Below are 19726 nucleotides of genomic sequence, written 5' to 3'. Positions count from 1 at the left end.
TGGTTGCAAAAATATTCCTTGTGCTACATTAAAAAAACCGCCGGGTTACCCAGCGGTTGCAGCTTATGATGTTGTGGGTCGCTATCAGCTAGTTTTCCTTTATCTGTTTCACGTGAGCGACAATTCTGTCTCTCTCTGTTTCCTCCAATGTGTAAATCTTCGGAGAAAGAGGCACGTCAAACCCGTCGTGAGAGTGAAAAAAGTCAAAGAGCAGCGTCCCGGCAGGCTTTTCTTGCTGATCGGAGATGACAGCCCAAAACACCCGTGAGCGGCAGTCGTCAGCTCCCCATTTTTCCATGGACTGTCTAAAGTTTAAGCCTTTTCCGATGAAAAAATCACCTTTTCCCGCATCTTGAATCGTTGTAAAGCCGGACTGTTCGAGACTTTCAAATACAGGAGGCAGCAGGTGGTCCAAGTAGACGCCGTAAGTCGCGTCTTCCAATTCGGGAAACACCTTTAAAAGCGCTTCGCGATGATCTTCAAGCGTTTGTTTCCAATTGGCGGCGACATAGCTTTGCACCTGTTCGCCGATTTCTTTGATCGACATGTCGGGTCTAAAACGTACCTTATACAAGAACGAAAACCTCCTTTTGATTACTTGAAATCCATTATATAACATTCTCCTGCACAGTGGATTCTCAATATAAGAGCGAACCGGACCTCTGCCGTGGATAAAGGATTTTATCAATGGTAAAAAACGAAACGGCAATCATGATTTCCGCCGAAGAGGTCAGCAGAACGTCGTCCAGCAATTCGTCCGCTGTAAAAATCGCGGCCCATAAACATCCGATCGTGAGCATTTCGGCTGCAAAAAACGTGATCCGCCGATTGATGCCCAGCAGCTTCATACTGTGGATGAGCAGCTTTTCAGCCGGTTCCAGGACAAAGGTCAGTGCGGTATAACAAAGCGTAAACAAAAGCAGGGACCCGACAGTTTGGTAAAATGCGCCCGGCAGATGAAACAGGATCGAAATGCCGAGAAAGTGGGCGAAAAAAACGAACATTACCGATAAGCAGCAAATAACGAAATGTTTCATGATACAACTCCTTTTAAATATGTACACAGCAGCCGAAGGCCTGCAGGATATGTCTCCTGCAAGCCTGGCTGGTTATTTCTTATCAAATTTCACGACCGGATGCTTTTCTTTAGAGAGCATGTTTGTAAACTCTCTGCCGACGTCGAGGTGCTGGCGGACAAGCTCTTCCGGAACGAGCGCGAGCCATTGGTTTAACGAAACGTCAGCATAGTGGTCGTCTTTGAAGATTTCGAGGAAGCGAAGCGGTTCGTCTCCTGTATTTTGGACGTAGTGTCCCATTGCAAACGGCACATAGCCGACATCTCCGGCCTGGTAGTTAAATGTTCTGGCATGCCCGTCGGACGCGAAAACGGTCATTTTCGCTTGTCCGGAAATATAATACTGCCATTCGTCTGTATTCGGATGCCAGTGCAGCTCCCGGATGCCTCCAGGTTCGACTTCCACCAGCGCAGAAGCGATTGTTTTCGACGCTTTGAAATTCGTGGAATCGGCAATCCATACTTTACCGCCGCTAGATACGATCGGTTCCTGTTCAAGCAAATTGTAGCTGAAAGATTGAGGCACCGTTCCGTTCGGGCTTTCGACTTTGTCTTTCTCAAGACATCCAGGGATCACTTCTTGGAAAATATACTTTTCTTTATCTGGAAGAGATGCTACGACGTCTTTTGAAATGCCGAAGTTTGCGGCAATTACCTCATCAGGCGTATGGGCCAGCCAATCTGTCACCTGGAAGGTGCTGTTTTCAGAGAAAGAGCCGTCATCGAAGACGAGCAGGAATTCGCAGCCGTCTTCAAGCGCTTGGATTGAATGCGGCAGACCTGACGGGAAGTACCAGAGATCTCCTTCTTTCACATCTTCAATAAAATTTCTGCCGTCTTGGTCAACAGACGTAATCCGTGCTTTTCCGTACAGCATATATGCCCATTCGGCTTCCTTATGCCAGTGAAGTTCCCTGATGGCTCCAGGTTTCAGCCTCATGTTGACAGAGGCAAGCTTGTCTGAAATCGGCAGCTCGCGAACGGTGACTTCCCGTGCATATCCGCCTTTTTCGAGTCGGTTATGGACATCGGAAAATGAAAATTTCATGTTTGACACCGTTCCGTGGTCGGTTTCCGGCGGCGCAAGCATGTCCGGATTTTGGCGATCGCGCTCAACGTTATGCGGAATTTTCGTTTCCGCTCCTTTTTCTCCTCTGATCGGCTGTGGAATTGATTTGTTTTTTTCCATGTGATATCCCCTCTTTCTCAAAATGTAAAGGAGAGCTGAAAGGCCTTTCGTTTTCCCCTTCTGTCATGTTAAGTGAAAAAAGTGAGGCCGATGTCAATCATCGGAGTCACTTTTTTCTTTGATCAATTCGATCAGTTCATCGATTTTCTTTTCAAAACGCGTCAGCAGGTAAATTGCCAATACAGCCGGAAAGCCGACATTGCCGATTTGTTTCGCTGCTTCCTCAATGAATGCACTGTCCATTCTTACCACCTCCTATGTTAAGAAGTGAAGAAAGTCTGAAAAATGTAAGCAAAGAACTATTTTCTCTGAATGGGAACTTATGTTTGCATGTTAATAAGAAGAGATGAGTTTACTTTTTTTACATTTCTTTCATCTAAATAAATAGGAGGCGGTTTTTATGATTGACCAAACATTACTGCGTGCGAAAATCAAGGAAATCACAGGGCATCCGCTTGTGAAGCATTTTTTGAGCAACCCCCGGTATGAGCGGCTTTTCAACCACGTTTTGGAACATCCGGATTCTGAAGAGGCAGAGTGTCTCGATCGCGAATTTAAGCGGTTTTACAAAAACATCCGCATGATCAAATACATCAACTCGATGATCCGGATTTTCTCCGTCGACTTTGATAAAAGAGTCCGGAAAAATCGAGAGCGTTTTCCATTGATGATCGACGACAGTCCGACTTTGCCCGAGCCGCCCCGAGGGGACCTGTTAGACGATGTCTTGGAACAGGAAGAGGATTTAAGTGAACATCTGCAAGACCCGATGCTTTATGAAGCGTTTTTGCAATTGACGGACAAGCAGAAAAAAGTGCTTGCGCAAATTTACATTCACGGGGTATCCATGCAGGAAATGGCTGACTCTTTGGGAGAATCAAGGCAAAATATTTCAAGAATTCATAAAAGGGCACTCGAAAAGATAAGAGAGCTGCTGAATTCTAAAGCAGAGGGGAATGATAACAGTGAGTCTGCACGACGAAAAAGAGATTGAGAAATTGCTGGAAAATTTCACGCCGATGATCAAAAGCAAATTAAACAACACATCCTATCAAGAGAGGGAGGATCTTGAACAGGAGCTGAAGATGAAAATTTGCGAAAAAGCGGAGATGCTTTTATGTCAAGAAGTTCCTGGGTTTTGGGAGTTTATAACAGAATTGCTGAAAGTCCTTTAACCTGAGTTGTTTTGCTTGCGTAAAACGGCCGGAAGTGTTAAAATTTCTAGCATTTGATTAAGGGAATGTTCAAGCAGCTTCATTGAAATCATGGTGATGATTTGTTTTAATATGAACAAAGGTTTGATAAAATAAATGGATGGATATTCCATTTTTCTCCTATAAAAACATGCATCAGATAGGTGGTAAGATATCATGAAAAATCAATACCGAGTATTGTTGTATTATAAATATGTTCATATCGACAACCCCGAGCAATTTGCCGAAGATCACCTCAAGTTCTGCAAAGATTTGGGCCTGAAAGGGCGCATCCTTGTGGCGGGTGAAGGAATAAACGGAACCGTGTCAGGAACTGTAGAGCAGACAGACCGCTATATGAGTGAAATGAAAAACGATCCCCGCTTTGAAGATATGGTGTTTAAAATCGATGAATCAGAAGGGCACGCTTTCAAAAAAATGCATGTCCGCCATCGCGATGAGCTTGTGACGCTCCGTCTGGAAGATGATATCGATCCGAATGAATTAACGGGAAAATACCTTGAGCCAAAAGAATTTTATGAGGCGATGCAGCGGGAAGATACAATTGTCGTCGACGCACGGAACGACTATGAGTACGATTTGGGACATTTCCGCGGCGCGGTCAGACCGGACATTAAGGCGTTCCGCGAATTGCCTGAATGGATCCGTGATAACAAAGAAAAGCTCGAAGGCAAGAAAATATTGACTTACTGCACGGGCGGTATCCGCTGCGAAAAATTTTCGGGATGGCTGAAAAAAGAAGGATTTGAAGACGTGTCCCAGCTTCACGGCGGGATTGTGACGTATGGAAAAGACCCTGAAGTTCAAGGTGAACTGTGGGACGGGCAGTGCTATGTTTTCGATGAAAGAATCAGCGTTCCGGTCAACCAGAAAGAGCATGTCATCGTCGGCAAGGATTATTTCACCGGCGAGCCTTGCGAGCGCTATGTCAACTGCGCCAACCCTGAATGCAACAAGCAGATCATCTGCTCTGAAGAAAATGAACACCGCTATTTGCGGGGCTGCACGCACGAGTGCCGGGTTCATCCGCGCAACCTGTATGTCAAAGAGCACGGCCTTTCAGAAGAAGAGGTGCAAGAGAGACTCGAAAAGCTGGAAGAAGAGGGGCATACAGCGCAGTCATAAAAGCTGTATATAAAAGTATCATCTAAAAAACGAAGATGCCGCAAGCATCTAAGAAATGGCATTGCTCCTGCAAGGGAGTCTGCTTTCGTTTTGAATGGAGGAACGCCTTGACCTGAAAAATCGAGGCGTTCCTTTTTTTATTCGTGAATTGCAAGCAGAATGAAAGTATTTGCAGGCGATCAGACTGCTGAACGAAAGTATCAATTAAAGCTTTTGATCCAGCCGCTAGTGCAAAAATGCGAAACAGGCGATCAGCAATATGTGCAAACTGCGTCGTAAAACTTCCGTATGGGAAGTTTGCATCCTGTCTGCGAGCTATTCCCGGCTATACGTTTTTGGACCGGCGGATAGTTCCAGCATAAGCCGATTTTTTCTGAATATTTGCCTGAAAACGTCCCATACTATCCAATAACAATACAAAAAAGGCAGGTAGCAAAAGAGATGACAAAAACCCTTTACATTACCGCTCATCCGCATGACGAAAGGGCATCATACAGCATGGCGGCGGGAAAAGCTTTTATCGAATCTTACAAAGAAGCTCATCCGGATGATGAAGTCATACATCTTGATCTTTACAAGGAGAACATTCCGCAGATTGATGCGGATGTTTTCAGCGGCTGGGGAAAATTGCAGTCGGGATCGGGATTTGAACAGCTTTCTGAACACGAAAAGGCAAAAGTCGGCCGTTTGAATGAGCTGAGCGAGCAATTTATCGCGGGAGACAAATACGTGTTTGTCACGCCGCTTTGGAATTTCTCTTTTCCGCCGGTGATGAAAGCGTACTTTGATGCGGTCGCTGTAGCGGGAAAGACGTTTAAATATACCGAACAGGGACCGATCGGGCTGTTAACCGATAAAAAAGCCCTGCACATCCAGGCGAGAGGCGGCTACTATTCAGAAGGGCCGGCTGCGGAACTTGAGATGGGGCACCGCTATATCAGCATCATGATGCAGTTTTTCGGAGTGCCGGAATTTGAAGGTTTATTTATAGAAGGGCATAATGCAGAGCCGGATAAAGCCGAAGAAATTAAACGAAATGCAATTGCCCGCGCCAAAGAATTGGGCCGGACCTTTTGAAAAAACCGCGGACGTGATCCGCGGTTTTATTTTATTTGTGTAAGAACACCGTTTGATTCGTTTCGCTGCTTTTTTGCGCGGCTTCGATGATGCGGATGACGTCGCGTCCTTCTTCAGCCGTGACAGGCAGGCTGCCGCCTTCAAGAATACTTGAAGCAAGCTGCTTGTAATAGGTTAAGTATGAACCCGGGATGCTTTCCACTGTTTCCTTAATGACCTCGTCACCTTCGACTGTGGCCAGTTCCCCGTAATATTTGGGTTGATCGGCTCCCCACTCATCGCCTGCAGGTTTTTGACCCGCTCTGAGTGCATCCTCCTGGCCGTCGATACCATACTTAATAAAGCTTCCTTTTGAACCGTGGATTTGGTAGCGGGGACCGTTGGCCGGAACAATCGAACCCGAGTGGAGAATCACTTGGCGCTGATCATAGTGAAGGACGACATGGAAGTAATCGTCTGTTTCCGCATTGGCTCTTTGAGCGGTCACTTGAGCGGTGACGCTGTTTGGCATGCCGAATAAATGAAGCACCTGATCGATCAGGTGTGAACCCAAATCGTACAGTGCGCCTGAGCCCGGTCCTTTCTGCTCTCTCCAGCGCTGTCTGACATTCGGCCGGAACCGGTCGTAGGAGGCGTGGAATGTGTTAACCTCTCCGAGGCGCCCTTCTTTGATGAGCTGTTTGATCGTCAAAAAGTCGTTATCCCATCTTCGGTTGTGGTAGACGCTGAGAAGCACCCCTTTTTCTTTCGCGGCATTGATGAGCTTTTCAGCTTCTTCCGCTGTTGCCGTCATCGGTTTTTCCAGGACGACATGCTTTCCGGCGCGGATGCACTCTTTCGCCATTTCGTAATGAAGGCCGCTCGGCGTGGTCACGATGACGAGATCAATGTCAGGGTCATTTGTGATGTCTTCGATCGAGCTGACGGCTTCTGTTTCGGGGAGGTCTTGTTTGACTTGTTCTTTTCTTGAAGTCATCACCTTTCGAATCTCAAAATCTTCTAACACAGATAATAAAGGCGCATGAAACACCGAACCTGACAAACCGTATCCTAATATTCCTGTGCGAACCTTGTTCACCATTCATTCTCCTCTCCCATGTTCGTTTTTAATATGTAATTAACACACCTTTATTTTACCCTGTTTGCCTATAGGAACAAACCTAAAGACCTTTTTCAACCGGAAAACGGAAGATTTTGTCACAATTTTGTTCAATTTGAAGAGGTGTCCGGTTATCGTTAAAAACAAAAAGAGGGGATTTTGAAAATGGAGTATGATTGGGGCGCTTTTATGAACAAGGATTTGGCTGTCGAGCCGGCATCAGCTGAAGGAAGCTTGAAAAACCTTTCGTTTACGGTAAAGGATGTGTTTGCGGTAGAAGGCCATACAAATGCGGCGGGAAATCCTGATTGGCTGAGGACGCACGAACCTGCCGAAAAAAAACGCGGAAGCCGTTGACTTGCTGCTGCGTGAAGGGGCAAGGCTTAAAGGTGCTGCTCACACGGATGAGCTGATGTACAGCCTTGACGGAGAAAATGTCCATTATGGTACGCCAGTCAATCCTTGTGCCAAGGACAACATTCCTGGAGGATCTTCAAGCGGTTCGGCCGTGGCGGCAGCTTCCGGCATGGCCGATTTTGCCCTTGGAACAGACACCGGAGGGTCTGTCAGAATCCCTTCTTCCTACTGCGGAATTTTCGGATTTCGGCCGACGCACGGCGAGGTGCCGGTTAATGGAGTCATACCGCTGGCGAAAAGCTTTGACACTGTCGGATGGATGTCAAAAGATATCGGAATTCTTCATGCGGCAGGCCGCGTCCTGCTTAGCGGACAGGAGGAGGCAGGGGCCTGTTTCAAGCGTATTTATTTTGAAAAAGAGGCGTGGAGCCTGCTTGAAGAAAGCGACCGGACACAAGTATACGCTCATGCATTAGGCCTGATAGACGGCGAATTCGACTGGTGCATTGCCGCTGACGGAGGCCTCGCGGAATGGGCGGAGATGTTCAAGTTGCTGCAGGGTCTGGATATTTGGGAGGAGCATGGAGCTTGGATCGAGCGCACAAATCCAGTGTTCGGCTCTGGAATCGCAGAAAGATTTGAATGGACGTCAAGTCTTAGGAAAAGCGATCATGAGCATGTGTTTATGAAAAGAGAAGCGGTGAAAAGGAGACTGTCGGAATGGCTCGCGGAAGACGGCTTGCTCGTCCTTCCAACTGCTCCCGGCACGCCGCCGCTCCGCGGGCTGCCGGAAAACGAATTACATGAGAGAAGGGCGCGCACGATGAAACTGACGTGTATTGCCGGGCTTGGCGGGCTTCCGCAGATCACCGTTCCGTTACCGGCAAAAAACGGCGAGCCTTTGGGGCTTTCATTCATCGCCGGCCGCAAACAGGACCTGAAGCTTCTGGCTTGGACTGAAAAGCACGTGTTATCTCTTCAAGTATGAGGGAAGCATATGCTGCGGATCTTTTCTGCATCATATGCTTTTTGCTTGCTTTAATTATTGTTAACTGGTAAACTATTAAATAGTTAACCGGTTAACGATGATGGAAAGGATATGATGATCGTGGAAAACAAGACGTATGAGCAAGCATTTCAAGCCGTTCAGGATTTTATTCTCAAAAGAGAAAAGCGGGCTCAGCATGAACAGCAGGCGCTCGCAAAGGAAGCTTTTCAAGAAGTCGACAGCATCCGGAAGCATTGGACACTGACCCAGCTTCACATTATCTCGCTTATCAGCGAAAACGAGGCAGACGTCAACAACGCTTTCCTGGCAGCAAAACTTCAAATATCAAAAGCGGCAGTGACAAAAGCGGTCAATGTGCTTACAAAGCACGGGATGATCGAATCGCACAAAAAACCGAACAACAACAAAGAATTGTATTACAGATTAACAGACGAGGGGAAGAAACTGGCCGACATTCATGACAGGATGCACGAAATTGCAAAGCAGCACTATATCGAGCTGTTTGAGCGGTTTTCCGAATCCGAGCTGGAAACCATCATCCGCTTTTTAAACGAATGGTCAAAACACATTTAATCAAGAGGAGCAGCGAATGAATAAAAGTGAAGCCCAACAGTTTTTAATCAGCATGTATCAGGACATCTTGAGTGAAATGAATACTGAAAAAATTCCCGATTATTTCAGCGAGAATTATGTTCAAGTTACCGACGGCAGTCAAATTGACCTTGTGCAGTTTAAAGATCACATGAGGACGCTGAAAAAGGTTGCCCGCACCATAACGGTGTCGCCCTTTCATGAGTTTTTGTTTGACGAGCGATTGCAAAGCGCAGCGGTCAGGTATACGGTCAATGTTGTCAAAACAAACGGAGACCGGGGGAGAATTGAAATCATCGCGATGTTTAAAATGAATGGTTTTAAAATCGTTCAATGCCACGAACTTTCACATGCGATCGAAGGGAAGGAGGATTTTGAAGAGCTGGCGAAGATCAGTGAAGCGGCAATTGAAAAAGCCTCCTCTCGGGAGGAGAAGGCTTTTTCACAAGATTAATGTTTCGTATCAAATCTGATGTTGAGCGAGACGGGGCCGCGTGTGTAAAGGCCTGTCTCACGGTAAACGAAGTCTTCCTCCAGCTGGATATTCTTCAGCTGATCCAGGACGATATTTGCGACAAGCTCGATTTCCGTCTTCGCAAACCCCGCTCCTACACAGTTGTGGACGCCTGAACCGAATGCGAGATGCCTGGCTGCGCCGCTGAATGCGCTTTTGACTTCCAGGTCGGTGCGATGGATGTTGAACTCGTCGGGATTCTCAAACGCTTCAGGATCGCGATTTGCCGCGCCTATCATGCAAAATACAGTCGTCCCTTCTTTGAGCTCGACTCCGGCGATCACCGCGTCCTGTGAAAGCTGGCGCGGGATAAGCTGCACCGGCGGCTTGTAGCGCAACGTCTCTGCGATGGCCTGAGGCAGGAGCGTACGGTCTTCCAGCACGTCATTCATTTGATCGGGATGATGAAGCAAATGATAAATCATTAATGCGAGCGTCTTGTCCGCCGGTTCCGTGGCGGCAAGCAATATATTGAGAATCAGCGCGCGGATGTCGCGGTCAGACATCGCTACTCCCTCGTATTCGGAAGTGCAAAGGATGGATATTAAATCATGTCCGGGATTTTTGCGCCTTTCCTCGATAATCGGATTCAAATATTCAGCGAGCTGTTCACTGCATTTGAGGGAATGTTCCCGGTCTTCAGGTGCCTGATTCAAACTGGTAATGAAATCGGCGACGCCGCTGTGCCAGTTTCTCACCGTTTGGTGGTCGTTCTTGTCCAAACCTAAAATGTCCATCGTCACACAAACGGCGAACGTTTTGCCGAAATCATTGACAAGGTCGATCCGCCCTTTCTCAAGATGAGGGGCCAAAAGCCTTTGTGCATTTTCTTTGATGAGCGGTGTGAGGTGATCAAGGGATTCCCCGATAAAACGGCGCAGAACGATTCTCCTTTTCGCCGTGTGCTCTTTGCCTTTCATTTGGGCGAGCACAGGTCCGCGCATGACGGGCTCGGCTCGTTTGGCAAGCGATTTCGTTGTAAAGACATCCTGATTCTGGAGCACGCGGCGCACATCCTGGTAGCGGCTGATAAAATAGCTGTCTAGCGATTCTTCATAATGGACGGGATCAGATTCCCGAAGATATGAGAAATATTGATAAGGATTCTCGTGATATTGTTCTGACAACACGCTGAATGTTTTTAGCGATTGATTCATACTCGTTCCTCCTGCATGCTTTTATATTCCACACTTTCGTCCGATTCGGAAACCATAAGATATCCTTGATTTGGGCGCATTTTGACGGCAAATTCATGACGGGAGATCTGTTCGCCGAGCTTCCATGGACGGTGATAAGCAAGAAGCGTCTCTTCGACGCCTAAAATATCAGGGGCGGCGATGAAAAACGGAAGTTCAGCGATGACGTATTCAACAGCCAGCTCCAGCATGGCGGCGCTGACCTCCTGGACATCCATCCGAATGCCCCGGGCCCGTCCGAGGATCGCCGCATGCGACATCTCCAGGCAGGCTTTGCGGAAATGCGGCTGGTCAAAAAAGGCGTCTTCGACTTCCATCCGCAAACGCTGGTATGCGGTCTGGTTCGCGAAATCGGAAAATGTATGAATGGCCTCGGGGTTGCCGCCATGCGCTTCCAACGCCTTTTCAGCGAATCTCCGGTTCCGTGAGACTTCTTTCCTGACTTTCCGTTCGGCCTTCCCATTCGGGGTGCCGAGCGCTTCGAGAAGGTTGGCTGCTTCCTTTCCGGCTAAAAGCACGGATACATGTTGAAATTCACGGACGGCCCAGCCGATAAGCCGATGAATGTAATCTTCGGAAAATCGGCTGTTAAACGGGCTGATGCCAATGAGAACATGGCGTCTGCGTTTTAGTATTTCATTGCAGTTTCGGGTAAGAGTTTCAGTTTTGAATGGCCGGTGTTTGCTCTCCATTGTAAGCTCTGTCATTGATTTCCTCCTTAACGGACATAGAATGACTTCTTTTGCAATCAATGATGGGATACGTGCGGTTTATCGAGCTGGGAATAGGCTGGTCTCACTTAGGTATGAATCGAGAAGAATAAGCGATGGTGCGGGTCATGATGAAGGGGTATCACATTTGTTCAATAGTTAAAGCAGGGCAAGAGTTTGAGCTCAAAATCAGGCAAGGTACAGCATAAAAGTTTACTAGTAAACAATAGTCATTTTATCCCTATCTTTTCCAGTTGTCAACACAAATCAAATTCAAAATATGAAAATATTCGTAACGTTTTTTTTGAATCTGAGGAATTTTGATCAGAAGGAACCTTTTTTTAAGGCGTTTTTCGAGTGAAGAAACCCGATAAGTAAAAAGTTTGTAAAAACTTTAAAGCTGCAGTAAGAAATGTTCGTTGACATTGATAAAGGAGTCATCTACAATTAATATTGTTAACCAGTGAACGATATTGAAGGAATTGTTAACGAATAAACAAAAACAAGGCAGGCGGTTTGACATGAGACCAATGAAATTAAATGCTTCTTTCATTATGTATTTTGTGTGTATCAGCGCCTTTTTCGCATCGTTGAATCAAAATATTTATTCACCCATCATTCCGTTAATCAGAGATTCGTTTCACGTTTCCGTATCGATGGTCAACCTGTCCGTCTCGCTGTTCATCTTCATTACAGCTGTGATGCAGATCATTGTCGGCTCAATTGTCGACTTTAAAGGATCGAGGTTTGTGATGATGGCGAGCATGATCGTAACGGTCATTGCTACAATCGGCTGCGCCGTCGCAAGGGATTTTGGACTGTTTCTTTTTTTTAGGGTGCTGCAGGCTTTAGGGACGGCAGCGCTTCCATTAATTGCGGCAACCACAATCGGATCTCTGTTCCAGGGAACGAAGCGGGGCAGTGCGATGGGGACTTATCAAATGCTGCTTTCCCTTGCACCGGCAGCGGCACCTATTCTCGGCGGTTTTATCGGGGAGCGCTATAATTATCCGGGAATTTTTTGGTTTTTGACAGTCTTGTCTGTTCTTTTGCTTTTCGGAAATGCGTTTTGCTTTCCGCAGAGCCATGCGGAGAAAAAGACCAATCTCAGCGCGGGCAGCCTGTTGTCGCATTATAAGGATATTTTCAAAAACAGGACGGGAAATGCCGTTTTGATATTAAGCTATCTTCTTTTCTTTATTTATTTTTCAGTGATCGTATATTTGCCGATTTTGCTGACTGATCATTATCACCTTGATCTGCAGATCGTCGGCTTGCTGTATTTGCCGATAGCGGTCAGTACGGTTGCCGGTAGCGTGCTGTTTAAGTGGATACAAAAGAGATTGTCGCTCGGACGCCTGTTTCTGATCGGCAATCTGACCGCCGCGGCCAGCGTCGTCTGTTTTGGCTTTACCCACTCGTTTTCACTTTTCGCGTTGTCGGCGGCCCTCGTTCTTTTCGGCGTCACGATGGGGCTGATCCCGCCGCTGTTCTCTACGATGATGGCAAATGAATTTGATGAGAACCGCGGCAGTGCGATGGGCATGTTTAATTTTATCAGGTATACGGGAATGGCCTGCGGTCCTGTTCTATCAGGCGTGTTATTAGGAATGTCATCTTCTGTTTTCGTTTTCGGCTGTTTCGGCATCGTCTATGCCGCGGCCGCCCTTTTGATGATCGCGATCATGCGGAAAGCAGCTCAGACAAAGACGCTGCAAGAACCAAACAAAAAAGCTGCCAGGTCTTAAAACCGGGCAGCTTTTTTAATTACAGATCCGTTCTCCACATTTCTTCTTTCACTTGTCTTTTCTCAGACACAAAGGCGAACATCGTCAGCGTCAGTCCGCACATGGTCATAAGCGCACCGCCTGTGGCAAGGTATGTGTAGGACTCTGATGCATGAAGAATGAGTCCGCCGATCCATGCGCCGAGCGCGTTGGCCAAGTTAAATGCAGCGATGCTGACAGAGGTGGCGATCGTTGTTCCGTGTTCAGACGCAGCCACGACCTTTGTTTGCAAAAGGGGCACCGTTCCGAAAGCGCCGGCTCCGAATAAAAACGTCACGATGATGGCGCCGGCAGGGTGTCCGCTGACAAAAGGGAAGGCCGCAAGGATCGCCATGAGCGCGATCATCACGCCGATCATGGAGCGGGTTAACAGGTGAAACGGCACCTTTCCGGCGTAGAAATTGCCGACGACTCCGCCAAATCCGTAGGCGAAAAGGGCGGCTGTAATGCCGAGGCTGCCAAAACCGGCAGAATGCCGCAGCATCGGTTCAATAAACGTGTAGGCGATGAATACACCTGAATAGCCGAAAATTGTGATAGCAAAAGAGAAAAGAACTTGTTTATTTTTAAACACATCCCATTCATGGATCAATTTAGGGACGACTTTCGGTTTTCTGTGCGGCACCGTCAGCCAAATGCCGGCGAGGCCGATCAATCCGAGGAATGCGATCATCAGAAAAACGATCCGCCAGTTGAAAAGGTCGCCTAAATAAGAACCGAACGGAACGCCGAGCATCAGGGCGATGGTCAAGCCGCCGTTCATTGAAGCGGCAGCGGCGGCCCGCTTTTCGGGCGGTACCATTTCGCTGACGAACACCATCGTCGTTGCAAAAAATGCGCCATGAATGGAAGCGGATAGGATTCTTGAGATCAACAAAACGGTGAAGTTCGGCGCCAGGAAACTGAGCGCATTCGACAGTACAAACACACTCATCAAGCCGATCAATACCGGTTTTCGCGGCATTTTGACCGACAATATGGTGACGATCGGCCCCGTCAGACAAACGCTTCCCGCATATGCCGTTACCAATAAGCCGGTAGATGAAATCGGAACAGAGAGATCCTTTGAAATGGAAGTCAATATACCCATAACGACGTACTCTGTAAAGCCGATAGAAAATGTGCAAATCATAAAAATTGCGATGATCAGTTTGACTGGTGCGTGCAGTGTTTTATTCATCCTGACCCCTCCTTTTAAAAAACATGAGTTTATATATTAAAAGATTAAAAGCCGATTTTCAACCGTTTGTTGTGGATCAATATGTTCCCAAAACGGTTAGCCGGCGGGACAAAAAGCGTCATCATCATGATGCCAGCGCTTTCTTAAAATCTGACATTTTATTTTCAAAGGTTAAAACATTCCACATTCCTGCCACCCTACGGCTGCCTGCTGTTGAGGGTTTTTTATTTATAGACCGATTGAAACAGCTCTATCATAAAATGGTTTCTGAAAAAAGCGCTTACAAAACAAAACAAAATATGTTACTCTTTAAACAAACATATTCAAAAATAAACAAACAAAAACGGAGTGATACGTATGGTGGAATATTTATGGTCAGAAACTGAGGCTGCATCGCTGCGTCCGGGTCTTGACGAACTCGTCTACCGTTCCAACCTGATCGGCTCTGACCGATCGGTCTGCAACTGGGGCGGGGGAAACACATCGATGAAAACGACGGAAAAGGATTTCAGGGGCAGGGACATCGAGGTGATGTGGGTGAAAGGCAGCGGCTCGGACTTGGCGACGATGTCAGCGGGCCAATTTACCGGGCTGAGGCTCGATGATATTCGTCCGCTGATGGAACGGAGCAGCATGACCGATGAAGAAATGACGGCATATTTGTCCCATTGCATGATGGACGGAAAGCACCCGCGGCCGTCGATCGAAACGCTTCTTCATGCTTTTTTGCCGTTTCCGCATGTCGATCACACCCACCCCGATGCGATCATCAGCATCTGCTGCGCTGATAATGGAAAAGAGATCGCAGAGGAGATATTCGGCAGCCGCTTTGTATGGGTGCCTTATGTCAGACCGGGCTTCGCTTTATCGAAGCTGATAGCAGAAGGTGTGAAAAACAACCCGAATGCAGAGCTTGTTTTAATGGAGAAGCATGGGCTCGTCACCTGGGGGGAAACGGCGAAAGAAAGCTATGATCAGACGATTGCTGTGATTCGCGAAGCGGAAGCATACATTAAAAGCCGTTCAGAAGATCATCAGCCGTTTGGCGGACAGATGGTCGAGCCGCTTGCACCGGAGGACCGGAAACGGATTTTAGCCGATATCTTGCCAATTATCCGCGGCGCTGTCAGCGGAGAGAAACGCATGCTGCTCACATGGTGCGATGCTGATGATGTACTCGAATTCACGAACAGCAGGCGCGCTCCATCGCTTTCACAGGTCGGCGCCGCATGTCCGGATCACCTTGTGCATACAAAGCGGACGCCTGCCTATATTCCGTGGAATCCCGCTGAACAGGACACAGAGAAGCTGGTCGAACGGATCAAAACCGAGATTGCTAGGTTTAAAGAATCGTATGCCGCCTATTTTCAAAGAAACCGGCATGAAGGAGACGAGATGTTTGAACCGGCGCCGCGCGTGATGCTAATCCCGGGAATCGGCATGGTGGCAGCAGGTAAAAGCCTGGCGATGGCAAAGGTCAGCCGAGATTTATATCGGCGGGCGATTGCTGTCATGAAGGGAACAGAAGTCCTTGGAAACTTTGTATCTCTAAATGAGGAAGAATCCTACAATGTCGAATATTGGCCGCTTGAGCTTTATAAATTAACGCTTGCTCCGCCGGAAGCCGAATTTTCCCGCAAGATCGCATTTGTGACGGGAGGAGCGGGCGGAATCGGCAGCGAGACCTGCCGCCGCCTTGCTTCAGAAGGTGCGCATGTTGCTGTTGCTGACATTAATATAGAAGGCGCAGAAAAAACAGCCGCAGAGATTAATGAACAATACGGTGCGGAACGAGCATCCGCCGTCCGCATGGATGTGACGAAAGAAGAGGACGTTCAGGCGGCATTCGAGGAAATCGTCCTTAATTACGGCGGGATCGACATTCTCGTCAACAACGCGGGGCTTGCGACATCCAGCCCGCTTGATGAAACGACTCTCGAAGAATGGAATTTGAATATGAATGTACTTGGAACAGGATATTTTCTCGTCGCCAGAGAAGCTTTTAAGCAAATGAAAAGACAGGGTTCAGGCGGCAGCATGGTGTTTATCGGCTCGAAAAATTCCGTTTATGCAGGCAAAAACGCTTCGGCATACAGCTCTGCAAAAGCGCTTGAGGTTCATTTGGCGAGATGCATCGCCGCTGAAGGCGGACCGTATGGAATCCGCGTGAATTCAGTGCTTCCGGATGCGGTGCTTCAAGGGTCGGCCATCTGGGACTCCAAGTGGCGCGAAGAAAGAGCCGCCGCCTACGGGATTGAACCCGATCGGCTTGAAGAGCATTACCGCAAACGTACGACTCTTTCCGTCAACATTTATCCCGCCGACATCGCCGAAGCGATCGCTTATTTCGCTTCAGAAAAAACGGCAAAAACGACGGGATGCATGCTGACGGTTGACGGGGGAGTGCCGGCCGCATTTTCAAGGTAATTGGAAAGGAACGGCTTCGGCCGTCCTTTCAGAAAACAAAGGGGGAAAAGGGAGATGAAGGGCGAGACCCACTGGATCATACCGGACGGTTTTATTCCTCCGGAAAGTTCCGGAAGCTTGACGAGCCATGAAGCCATCTGTGTTTTAAATTGCCATGAAGAAGACGCAAACCTTGCGATCACAGTATACTTTGAAGACCGTCCGCCGCTCGAAGGCATTCCCGAGACGGTTCAGGGCAAGAGAACGAAGCATATTCGCACAAGTTCTTTGCACCGAGCAGGAGAACGCATTCCTGAAAATGTTCCTTATGCGATCGAGATCGCAAGCGATGTACCTGTGATCGTCCAGTACAGCCGGCTGGACACAACCCAGCCGGAACTTGCGTTAATGTCAACCATGGCATATCCGTTAAAAACAAGGGGGATGAGTGTACATGATGAATGACCGGGCTTACGCTTTATTTGAAGAACAGCAGAAAGACAGAGGCATCAGCCTTTCTGAAGTAAAGGAAAAATTGAAAGCGCTTAAAATCGAGACGCCTTCATGGGGATACGGGGACTCGGGCACGCGCTTCAAAGTGTTTCAGCAAGAGGGCGTACCGAGGGATCCGTTTGAAAAAATGGAAGATGCATCAGTCGTTCACAAATTAACCGGAACTTGTCCTTCCGTCGCCATCCATATTCCGTGGGATCAAGTTGATGATTACGGAAAGCTGAAAGCGCACGCCGAGGAGCTTGGCCTTGCCATCGGCGCCGTGAATCCGAACTTGTTCCAGGACGATGACTACAAATTCGGAAGCGTCACAAACGTTAAAGCGGACATTCGCCAAAAAGCGACTGAGCAATTGCTCGAATGCGTCGATATTGCAAAACAAACAGGCTCCAAGGAAATCAGCCTCTGGCTTGCCGACGGAACCAACTATCCCGGTCAGGGCGACATCAGAAAACGGAAAAATTGGATGTATGAGTGTCTGGCTGAAGTATACGAAGCGCTTGACGATGATATGCGGCTCTTGATTGAATACAAGTTTTTTGAGCCGGCATTTTATCATACAGACCTGGCGGATTGGGGGATGGCTTACAATTTGGCGCAAAAGCTCGGGCCGAAGGCTGAGGTGCTCGTCGACACCGGCCACCATCCCCAAGGGACGAACATCGAGCACATTGTCGCTTATTTGCTTGACGAAAAACGTCTCGGAGGCTTTCATTTCAACAGCCGCAAATACGCTGATGACGATTTGATCGCAGGCGCGCACAACCCGTACGAACTGTTTCTCATTTTTTATCAAATTTTGGACGCCTGCCGCGATTCCGACCCGAGTGTCCGGAAGACGGCCGAACATATTTCGTATATGCTTGATCAATGCCATAATCTCGAACCTAAAATCCCGGCTGTACTGCGCTCGGTCATGAATGTGCAGACTCAATTTGCAAAAGCGCTTTTGATCAACTTCGATGAAGTGAAGAAAGCGCAGGAAAATCATGACGTTCTTGCCGCAGAGGCTGCGATCCGCGAAGCATTTGAAATTGACGTCAAACCGCTCCTTTACGCCGTGCGGGAGGAAATGAACGTCCCGCCTGATCCGCTCAAAGCTTATGCGGAAAGCGGGTATGCGGAGAAAATACTGGCACGCGGCAAAGGCGGTGCAAGCTGGTGACGATTCTCGCTTTTGATCTTGGTGCGTCGAGCGGCAGAGCTTATGCAGGTCATGTGGACGGCGGTCTGATCAAAGCGGAGGAAATTCACCGTTTTCCAAATCAGCCCGTTCAGGCGGGAAAACACCTTTATTGGGACATTCTCAGGCTTTATCATGAAATCAAAAAAGGCATTTTAAAGGCGAAAAACGGCTGCGGACGAATCAGCTGTATCGGAATCGATTCTTGGGCGGTTGATGTCGGCTTTCTCGATCGTAACGGAGAGTTGTTGGGGAACCCTTATCATTACCGAGACCCTTACACGGACGGAATGATGATGGAGGTGCTGAATGAAATCGGAAAAGAAGAGCTGTTTTCAAGAACCGGTATTCAACTTTTGCCGTTCAACACCATCTTTCAGCTCCGGGCGCTGAAAAAAGCGAATTCTCCGCTGTTGGAACACGCGGAAACGCTTTTAATGATTCCTGATTTGCTGCGCTATTTTTTAACGGGCGAGAAAAAAAGCGAGTTTACAAATGCGACGACAACTCAGCTGTTCAACCCGAAAACGTCAGATTGGGATTGGGAGCTCATCAGCCTTATGGGACTCCCGGCCAATATTTTTCCGAAGGATATAGCAAAACCAGGAAGCGAAGCGGGGAGGCTGTCACAATCAGTGTGCAGCGAATTGTCGGTGCCTGCCGTACCGGTCATTGCCGTCGGCGAACATGACACGGCTTCTGCAGTTGTCGGCGTTCCCGCTGAAACGGAAGACTTTGCATATTTGATTTGCGGCACCTGGTCGCTGATTGGAACTGAACTTGACACTCCGCTGATGTCAAAACAGGCGCTCGATTGGAATTTTACAAATGAGGGCGGTGCCGGCGGTACATTCCGCTTTTTAAAAAACATTATGGGATTGTGGCTGTTCCAGCGCTGTCAGGCGGATTGGGAAAAAGACGGGATCAGCTATTCGAGCGCCGAGCTTGTCAAACTTGCCGGACAGTCGGAAGCATTCAGGTCGGCGGTTGACCCGGATGACCCGATGTTTCTTAATCCCGTGCATATGCCTGAGGCGATCAGGGAGTATTGCCGTGCAACTGGGCAGCACGTGCCGGAAACGCCCGGACAGATGATCCGCTGCGTGCTGGAAAGCCTTGCGTTTAAATACCGGTTTACGCTTGAACGGATTGAAACATTGACAGGAAAAGAATATGACGGACTTCACATGGCGGGCGGAGGGATTCGAAATGAACTGCTGTGCCAATACACGGCGAATGTACTGGCCAGAAATGTATGGGCCGGACCGTCAGAGGCGAGCGCCATCGGCAACATTGCCGTACAGGCCATCGCACTCGACATGTTTTGGGATATTCAAAGCGCCCGAAAAGCGATCAGGACTTCCTTCCCTCAAAAAACGTATGTACCGGAAGATACAGAAGCGTGGGAGGCGGCATACCGCCGCTATACAAGTCAGATTCTCGGCGCCGCTTCCCGCTGAAAACATTTCCTGTATCGGCGCTGATGCGCTATCATGAAAGT

The 19726-nt window shown here is 48.2% G+C and carries 19 protein-coding genes and 1 pseudogene; 12 read left to right on the top strand and 8 right to left on the bottom strand.

Features of this window, described 5'->3' with window-relative positions; translation table 11 throughout:
• Positions 1 to 88: 88 nt before the first annotated feature.
• The 4 genes from M1D67_RS18570 to M1D67_RS18555 all read right to left on the bottom strand — a co-directional run bounded on the left by M1D67_RS18570 (position 89) and on the right by M1D67_RS18555 (position 2507).
• On the bottom strand, positions 89 to 574 hold the full coding sequence (locus M1D67_RS18570; protein WP_341046123.1) for a DUF6022 family protein: 486 nt from the start codon (positions 572 to 574) through the stop codon (positions 89 to 91).
• A 64-nt stretch (positions 575 to 638) separates the two neighbouring features.
• Entirely contained in the window at positions 639 to 1037 is a 399-nt protein-coding gene (locus M1D67_RS18565; protein WP_025810753.1) for a YrvL family regulatory protein, read from the bottom strand.
• A gap of 72 nt (positions 1038 to 1109) precedes the next feature.
• On the bottom strand, positions 1110 to 2264 hold the full coding sequence (locus M1D67_RS18560) for an oxalate decarboxylase family bicupin (RefSeq protein WP_479831438.1): 1155 nt from the start codon (positions 2262 to 2264) through the stop codon (positions 1110 to 1112).
• A 93-nt stretch (positions 2265 to 2357) separates the two neighbouring features.
• Positions 2358 to 2507: a YvrJ family protein gene (locus M1D67_RS18555; RefSeq protein ID WP_105981236.1), complete on the bottom strand. Its 150-nt coding sequence runs from the start codon at positions 2505 to 2507 to the stop codon at positions 2358 to 2360.
• A gap of 157 nt (positions 2508 to 2664) precedes the next feature.
• On the opposite strand from M1D67_RS18555, the gene M1D67_RS18550 reads away from it, so the two are divergent.
• The 4 genes from M1D67_RS18550 (at position 2665) to M1D67_RS18535 (ending at position 5680) form a co-directional block, all read left to right on the top strand.
• Complete coding sequence (locus M1D67_RS18550) at positions 2665 to 3258, top strand: sigma-70 family RNA polymerase sigma factor (RefSeq protein WP_020452972.1); 594 nt, start codon at positions 2665 to 2667, stop codon at positions 3256 to 3258.
• Between the two features lie 25 nt (positions 3259 to 3283).
• Positions 3284 to 3439, top strand: a complete 156-nt coding sequence (locus M1D67_RS18545; RefSeq protein WP_228767692.1) for a hypothetical protein — start codon at positions 3284 to 3286, stop codon at positions 3437 to 3439.
• A gap of 195 nt (positions 3440 to 3634) precedes the next feature.
• Positions 3635 to 4603, top strand: coding sequence for an oxygen-dependent tRNA uridine(34) hydroxylase TrhO (gene trhO, locus M1D67_RS18540; RefSeq protein ID WP_105979775.1), 969 nt, complete (start codon positions 3635 to 3637; stop codon positions 4601 to 4603).
• 441 nt (positions 4604 to 5044) lie between these two features.
• A complete protein-coding gene (locus tag M1D67_RS18535; RefSeq protein WP_020452970.1) occupies positions 5045 to 5680 on the top strand; it encodes an FMN-dependent NADH-azoreductase in 636 nt (211 codons plus the stop codon).
• A gap of 31 nt (positions 5681 to 5711) precedes the next feature.
• Here M1D67_RS18535 and M1D67_RS18530 read toward each other — a convergent pair whose 3' ends face one another.
• The gene (locus M1D67_RS18530) at positions 5712 to 6761 is read right to left on the bottom strand and encodes an oxidoreductase (protein WP_048350124.1); all 1050 of its coding nucleotides are present in this window, start codon (positions 6759 to 6761) and stop codon (positions 5712 to 5714) included.
• 183 nt (positions 6762 to 6944) lie between these two features.
• Here M1D67_RS18530 and M1D67_RS18525 point away from each other — a divergent pair.
• The 3 genes and pseudogenes from M1D67_RS18525 to M1D67_RS18515 all read left to right on the top strand — a co-directional run bounded on the left by M1D67_RS18525 (position 6945) and on the right by M1D67_RS18515 (position 9190).
• Positions 6945 to 8124, top strand: a pseudogene (locus M1D67_RS18525) (amidase).
• 114 nt (positions 8125 to 8238) lie between these two features.
• Entirely contained in the window at positions 8239 to 8718 is a 480-nt protein-coding gene (locus M1D67_RS18520) for a MarR family transcriptional regulator (protein WP_254121973.1), read from the top strand.
• Positions 8719 to 8734: 16 nt separating this feature from the next.
• On the top strand, positions 8735 to 9190 hold the full coding sequence (locus tag M1D67_RS18515) for a radical SAM protein (protein WP_144497800.1): 456 nt from the start codon (positions 8735 to 8737) through the stop codon (positions 9188 to 9190).
• Here the strand turns inward: M1D67_RS18515 and cypX are convergent.
• Complete coding sequence (cypX, locus tag M1D67_RS18510) at positions 9187 to 10407, bottom strand: pulcherriminic acid synthase (RefSeq protein ID WP_035337710.1); 1221 nt, start codon at positions 10405 to 10407, stop codon at positions 9187 to 9189. The two genes, M1D67_RS18515 and cypX, sit on opposite strands and share 4 nt — an antisense overlap.
• Positions 10404 to 11153, bottom strand: a complete 750-nt coding sequence (locus M1D67_RS18505) for a tRNA-dependent cyclodipeptide synthase (RefSeq protein ID WP_025810757.1) — start codon at positions 11151 to 11153, stop codon at positions 10404 to 10406. The genes cypX and M1D67_RS18505 overlap by 4 nt, the downstream gene beginning before the upstream one ends.
• Positions 11154 to 11677: 524 nt before the next feature.
• Here M1D67_RS18505 and M1D67_RS18500 point away from each other — a divergent pair.
• On the top strand, positions 11678 to 12904 hold the full coding sequence (locus tag M1D67_RS18500; protein ID WP_023856294.1) for an MFS transporter: 1227 nt from the start codon (positions 11678 to 11680) through the stop codon (positions 12902 to 12904).
• Between the two features lie 19 nt (positions 12905 to 12923).
• On the opposite strand, the gene M1D67_RS18495 is transcribed toward M1D67_RS18500, so the two are convergent.
• Positions 12924 to 14123, bottom strand: coding sequence for an MFS transporter (locus M1D67_RS18495; protein WP_023856293.1), 1200 nt, complete (start codon positions 14121 to 14123; stop codon positions 12924 to 12926).
• 357 nt (positions 14124 to 14480) lie between these two features.
• Here M1D67_RS18495 and M1D67_RS18490 point away from each other — a divergent pair, with 357 nt between their 5' ends.
• The 4 genes from M1D67_RS18490 to M1D67_RS18475 are packed head-to-tail and all read left to right on the top strand — an operon-like array spanning position 14481 to position 19685.
• Positions 14481 to 16550 (top strand): bifunctional rhamnulose-1-phosphate aldolase/short-chain dehydrogenase, encoded by a 2070-nt coding sequence (locus M1D67_RS18490; RefSeq protein WP_020452961.1) that lies wholly within the window; start codon positions 14481 to 14483, stop codon positions 16548 to 16550.
• A 54-nt stretch (positions 16551 to 16604) separates the two neighbouring features.
• Positions 16605 to 16994 (top strand): sensory rhodopsin transducer, encoded by a 390-nt coding sequence (locus M1D67_RS18485; RefSeq protein WP_096748472.1) that lies wholly within the window; start codon positions 16605 to 16607, stop codon positions 16992 to 16994.
• Positions 16987 to 18207, top strand: a complete 1221-nt coding sequence (rhaI, locus tag M1D67_RS18480) for an L-rhamnose isomerase (RefSeq protein ID WP_186440119.1) — start codon at positions 16987 to 16989, stop codon at positions 18205 to 18207. Before M1D67_RS18485 ends, rhaI begins: the two co-directional genes overlap by 8 nt.
• The gene (locus tag M1D67_RS18475; protein ID WP_023856288.1) at positions 18204 to 19685 is read left to right on the top strand and encodes a rhamnulokinase; all 1482 of its coding nucleotides are present in this window, start codon (positions 18204 to 18206) and stop codon (positions 19683 to 19685) included. The genes rhaI and M1D67_RS18475 overlap by 4 nt, the downstream gene beginning before the upstream one ends.
• The last annotated feature ends 41 nt before the right edge of the window (positions 19686 to 19726 follow it).

This window comes from Bacillus sp. PK6-025, from assembly GCF_056530265.1.
Note: the sequence above shows the minus strand (reverse complement) of the source record. Positions and strands in the feature narration are given on the sequence as shown.

Excerpts from the sequence above, each read along its gene's own strand:
- M1D67_RS18565 (WP_025810753.1), bottom strand. The coding sequence starts at position 1,037 with ATGAAACATTTCGTTATTTGCTGCTTATCGGTAATGTTCGTTTTTTTC.
- M1D67_RS18560 (WP_479831438.1), bottom strand. The coding sequence starts at position 2,264 with ATGGAAAAAAACAAATCAATTCCACAGCCGATCAGAGGAGAAAAAGGA.
- M1D67_RS18555 (WP_105981236.1), bottom strand. The coding sequence starts at position 2,507 with ATGGACAGTGCATTCATTGAGGAAGCAGCGAAACAAATCGGCAATGTC.
- M1D67_RS18550 (WP_020452972.1), top strand. The coding sequence starts at position 2,665 with ATGATTGACCAAACATTACTGCGTGCGAAAATCAAGGAAATCACAGGG.
- M1D67_RS18545 (WP_228767692.1), top strand. The coding sequence starts at position 3,284 with ATGATCAAAAGCAAATTAAACAACACATCCTATCAAGAGAGGGAGGAT.
- trhO (WP_105979775.1), top strand. The coding sequence starts at position 3,635 with ATGAAAAATCAATACCGAGTATTGTTGTATTATAAATATGTTCATATC.
- M1D67_RS18535 (WP_020452970.1), top strand. The coding sequence starts at position 5,045 with ATGACAAAAACCCTTTACATTACCGCTCATCCGCATGACGAAAGGGCA.
- M1D67_RS18530 (WP_048350124.1), bottom strand. The coding sequence starts at position 6,761 with ATGGTGAACAAGGTTCGCACAGGAATATTAGGATACGGTTTGTCAGGT.
- M1D67_RS18520 (WP_254121973.1), top strand. The coding sequence starts at position 8,239 with ATGATCGTGGAAAACAAGACGTATGAGCAAGCATTTCAAGCCGTTCAG.
- M1D67_RS18515 (WP_144497800.1), top strand. The coding sequence starts at position 8,735 with ATGAATAAAAGTGAAGCCCAACAGTTTTTAATCAGCATGTATCAGGAC.
- cypX (WP_035337710.1), bottom strand. The coding sequence starts at position 10,407 with ATGAATCAATCGCTAAAAACATTCAGCGTGTTGTCAGAACAATATCAC.
- M1D67_RS18505 (WP_025810757.1), bottom strand. The coding sequence starts at position 11,153 with ATGACAGAGCTTACAATGGAGAGCAAACACCGGCCATTCAAAACTGAA.
- M1D67_RS18500 (WP_023856294.1), top strand. The coding sequence starts at position 11,678 with ATGAGACCAATGAAATTAAATGCTTCTTTCATTATGTATTTTGTGTGT.
- M1D67_RS18495 (WP_023856293.1), bottom strand. The coding sequence starts at position 14,123 with ATGAATAAAACACTGCACGCACCAGTCAAACTGATCATCGCAATTTTT.
- M1D67_RS18490 (WP_020452961.1), top strand. The coding sequence starts at position 14,481 with ATGGTGGAATATTTATGGTCAGAAACTGAGGCTGCATCGCTGCGTCCG.
- M1D67_RS18485 (WP_096748472.1), top strand. The coding sequence starts at position 16,605 with ATGAAGGGCGAGACCCACTGGATCATACCGGACGGTTTTATTCCTCCG.
- rhaI (WP_186440119.1), top strand. The coding sequence starts at position 16,987 with ATGAATGACCGGGCTTACGCTTTATTTGAAGAACAGCAGAAAGACAGA.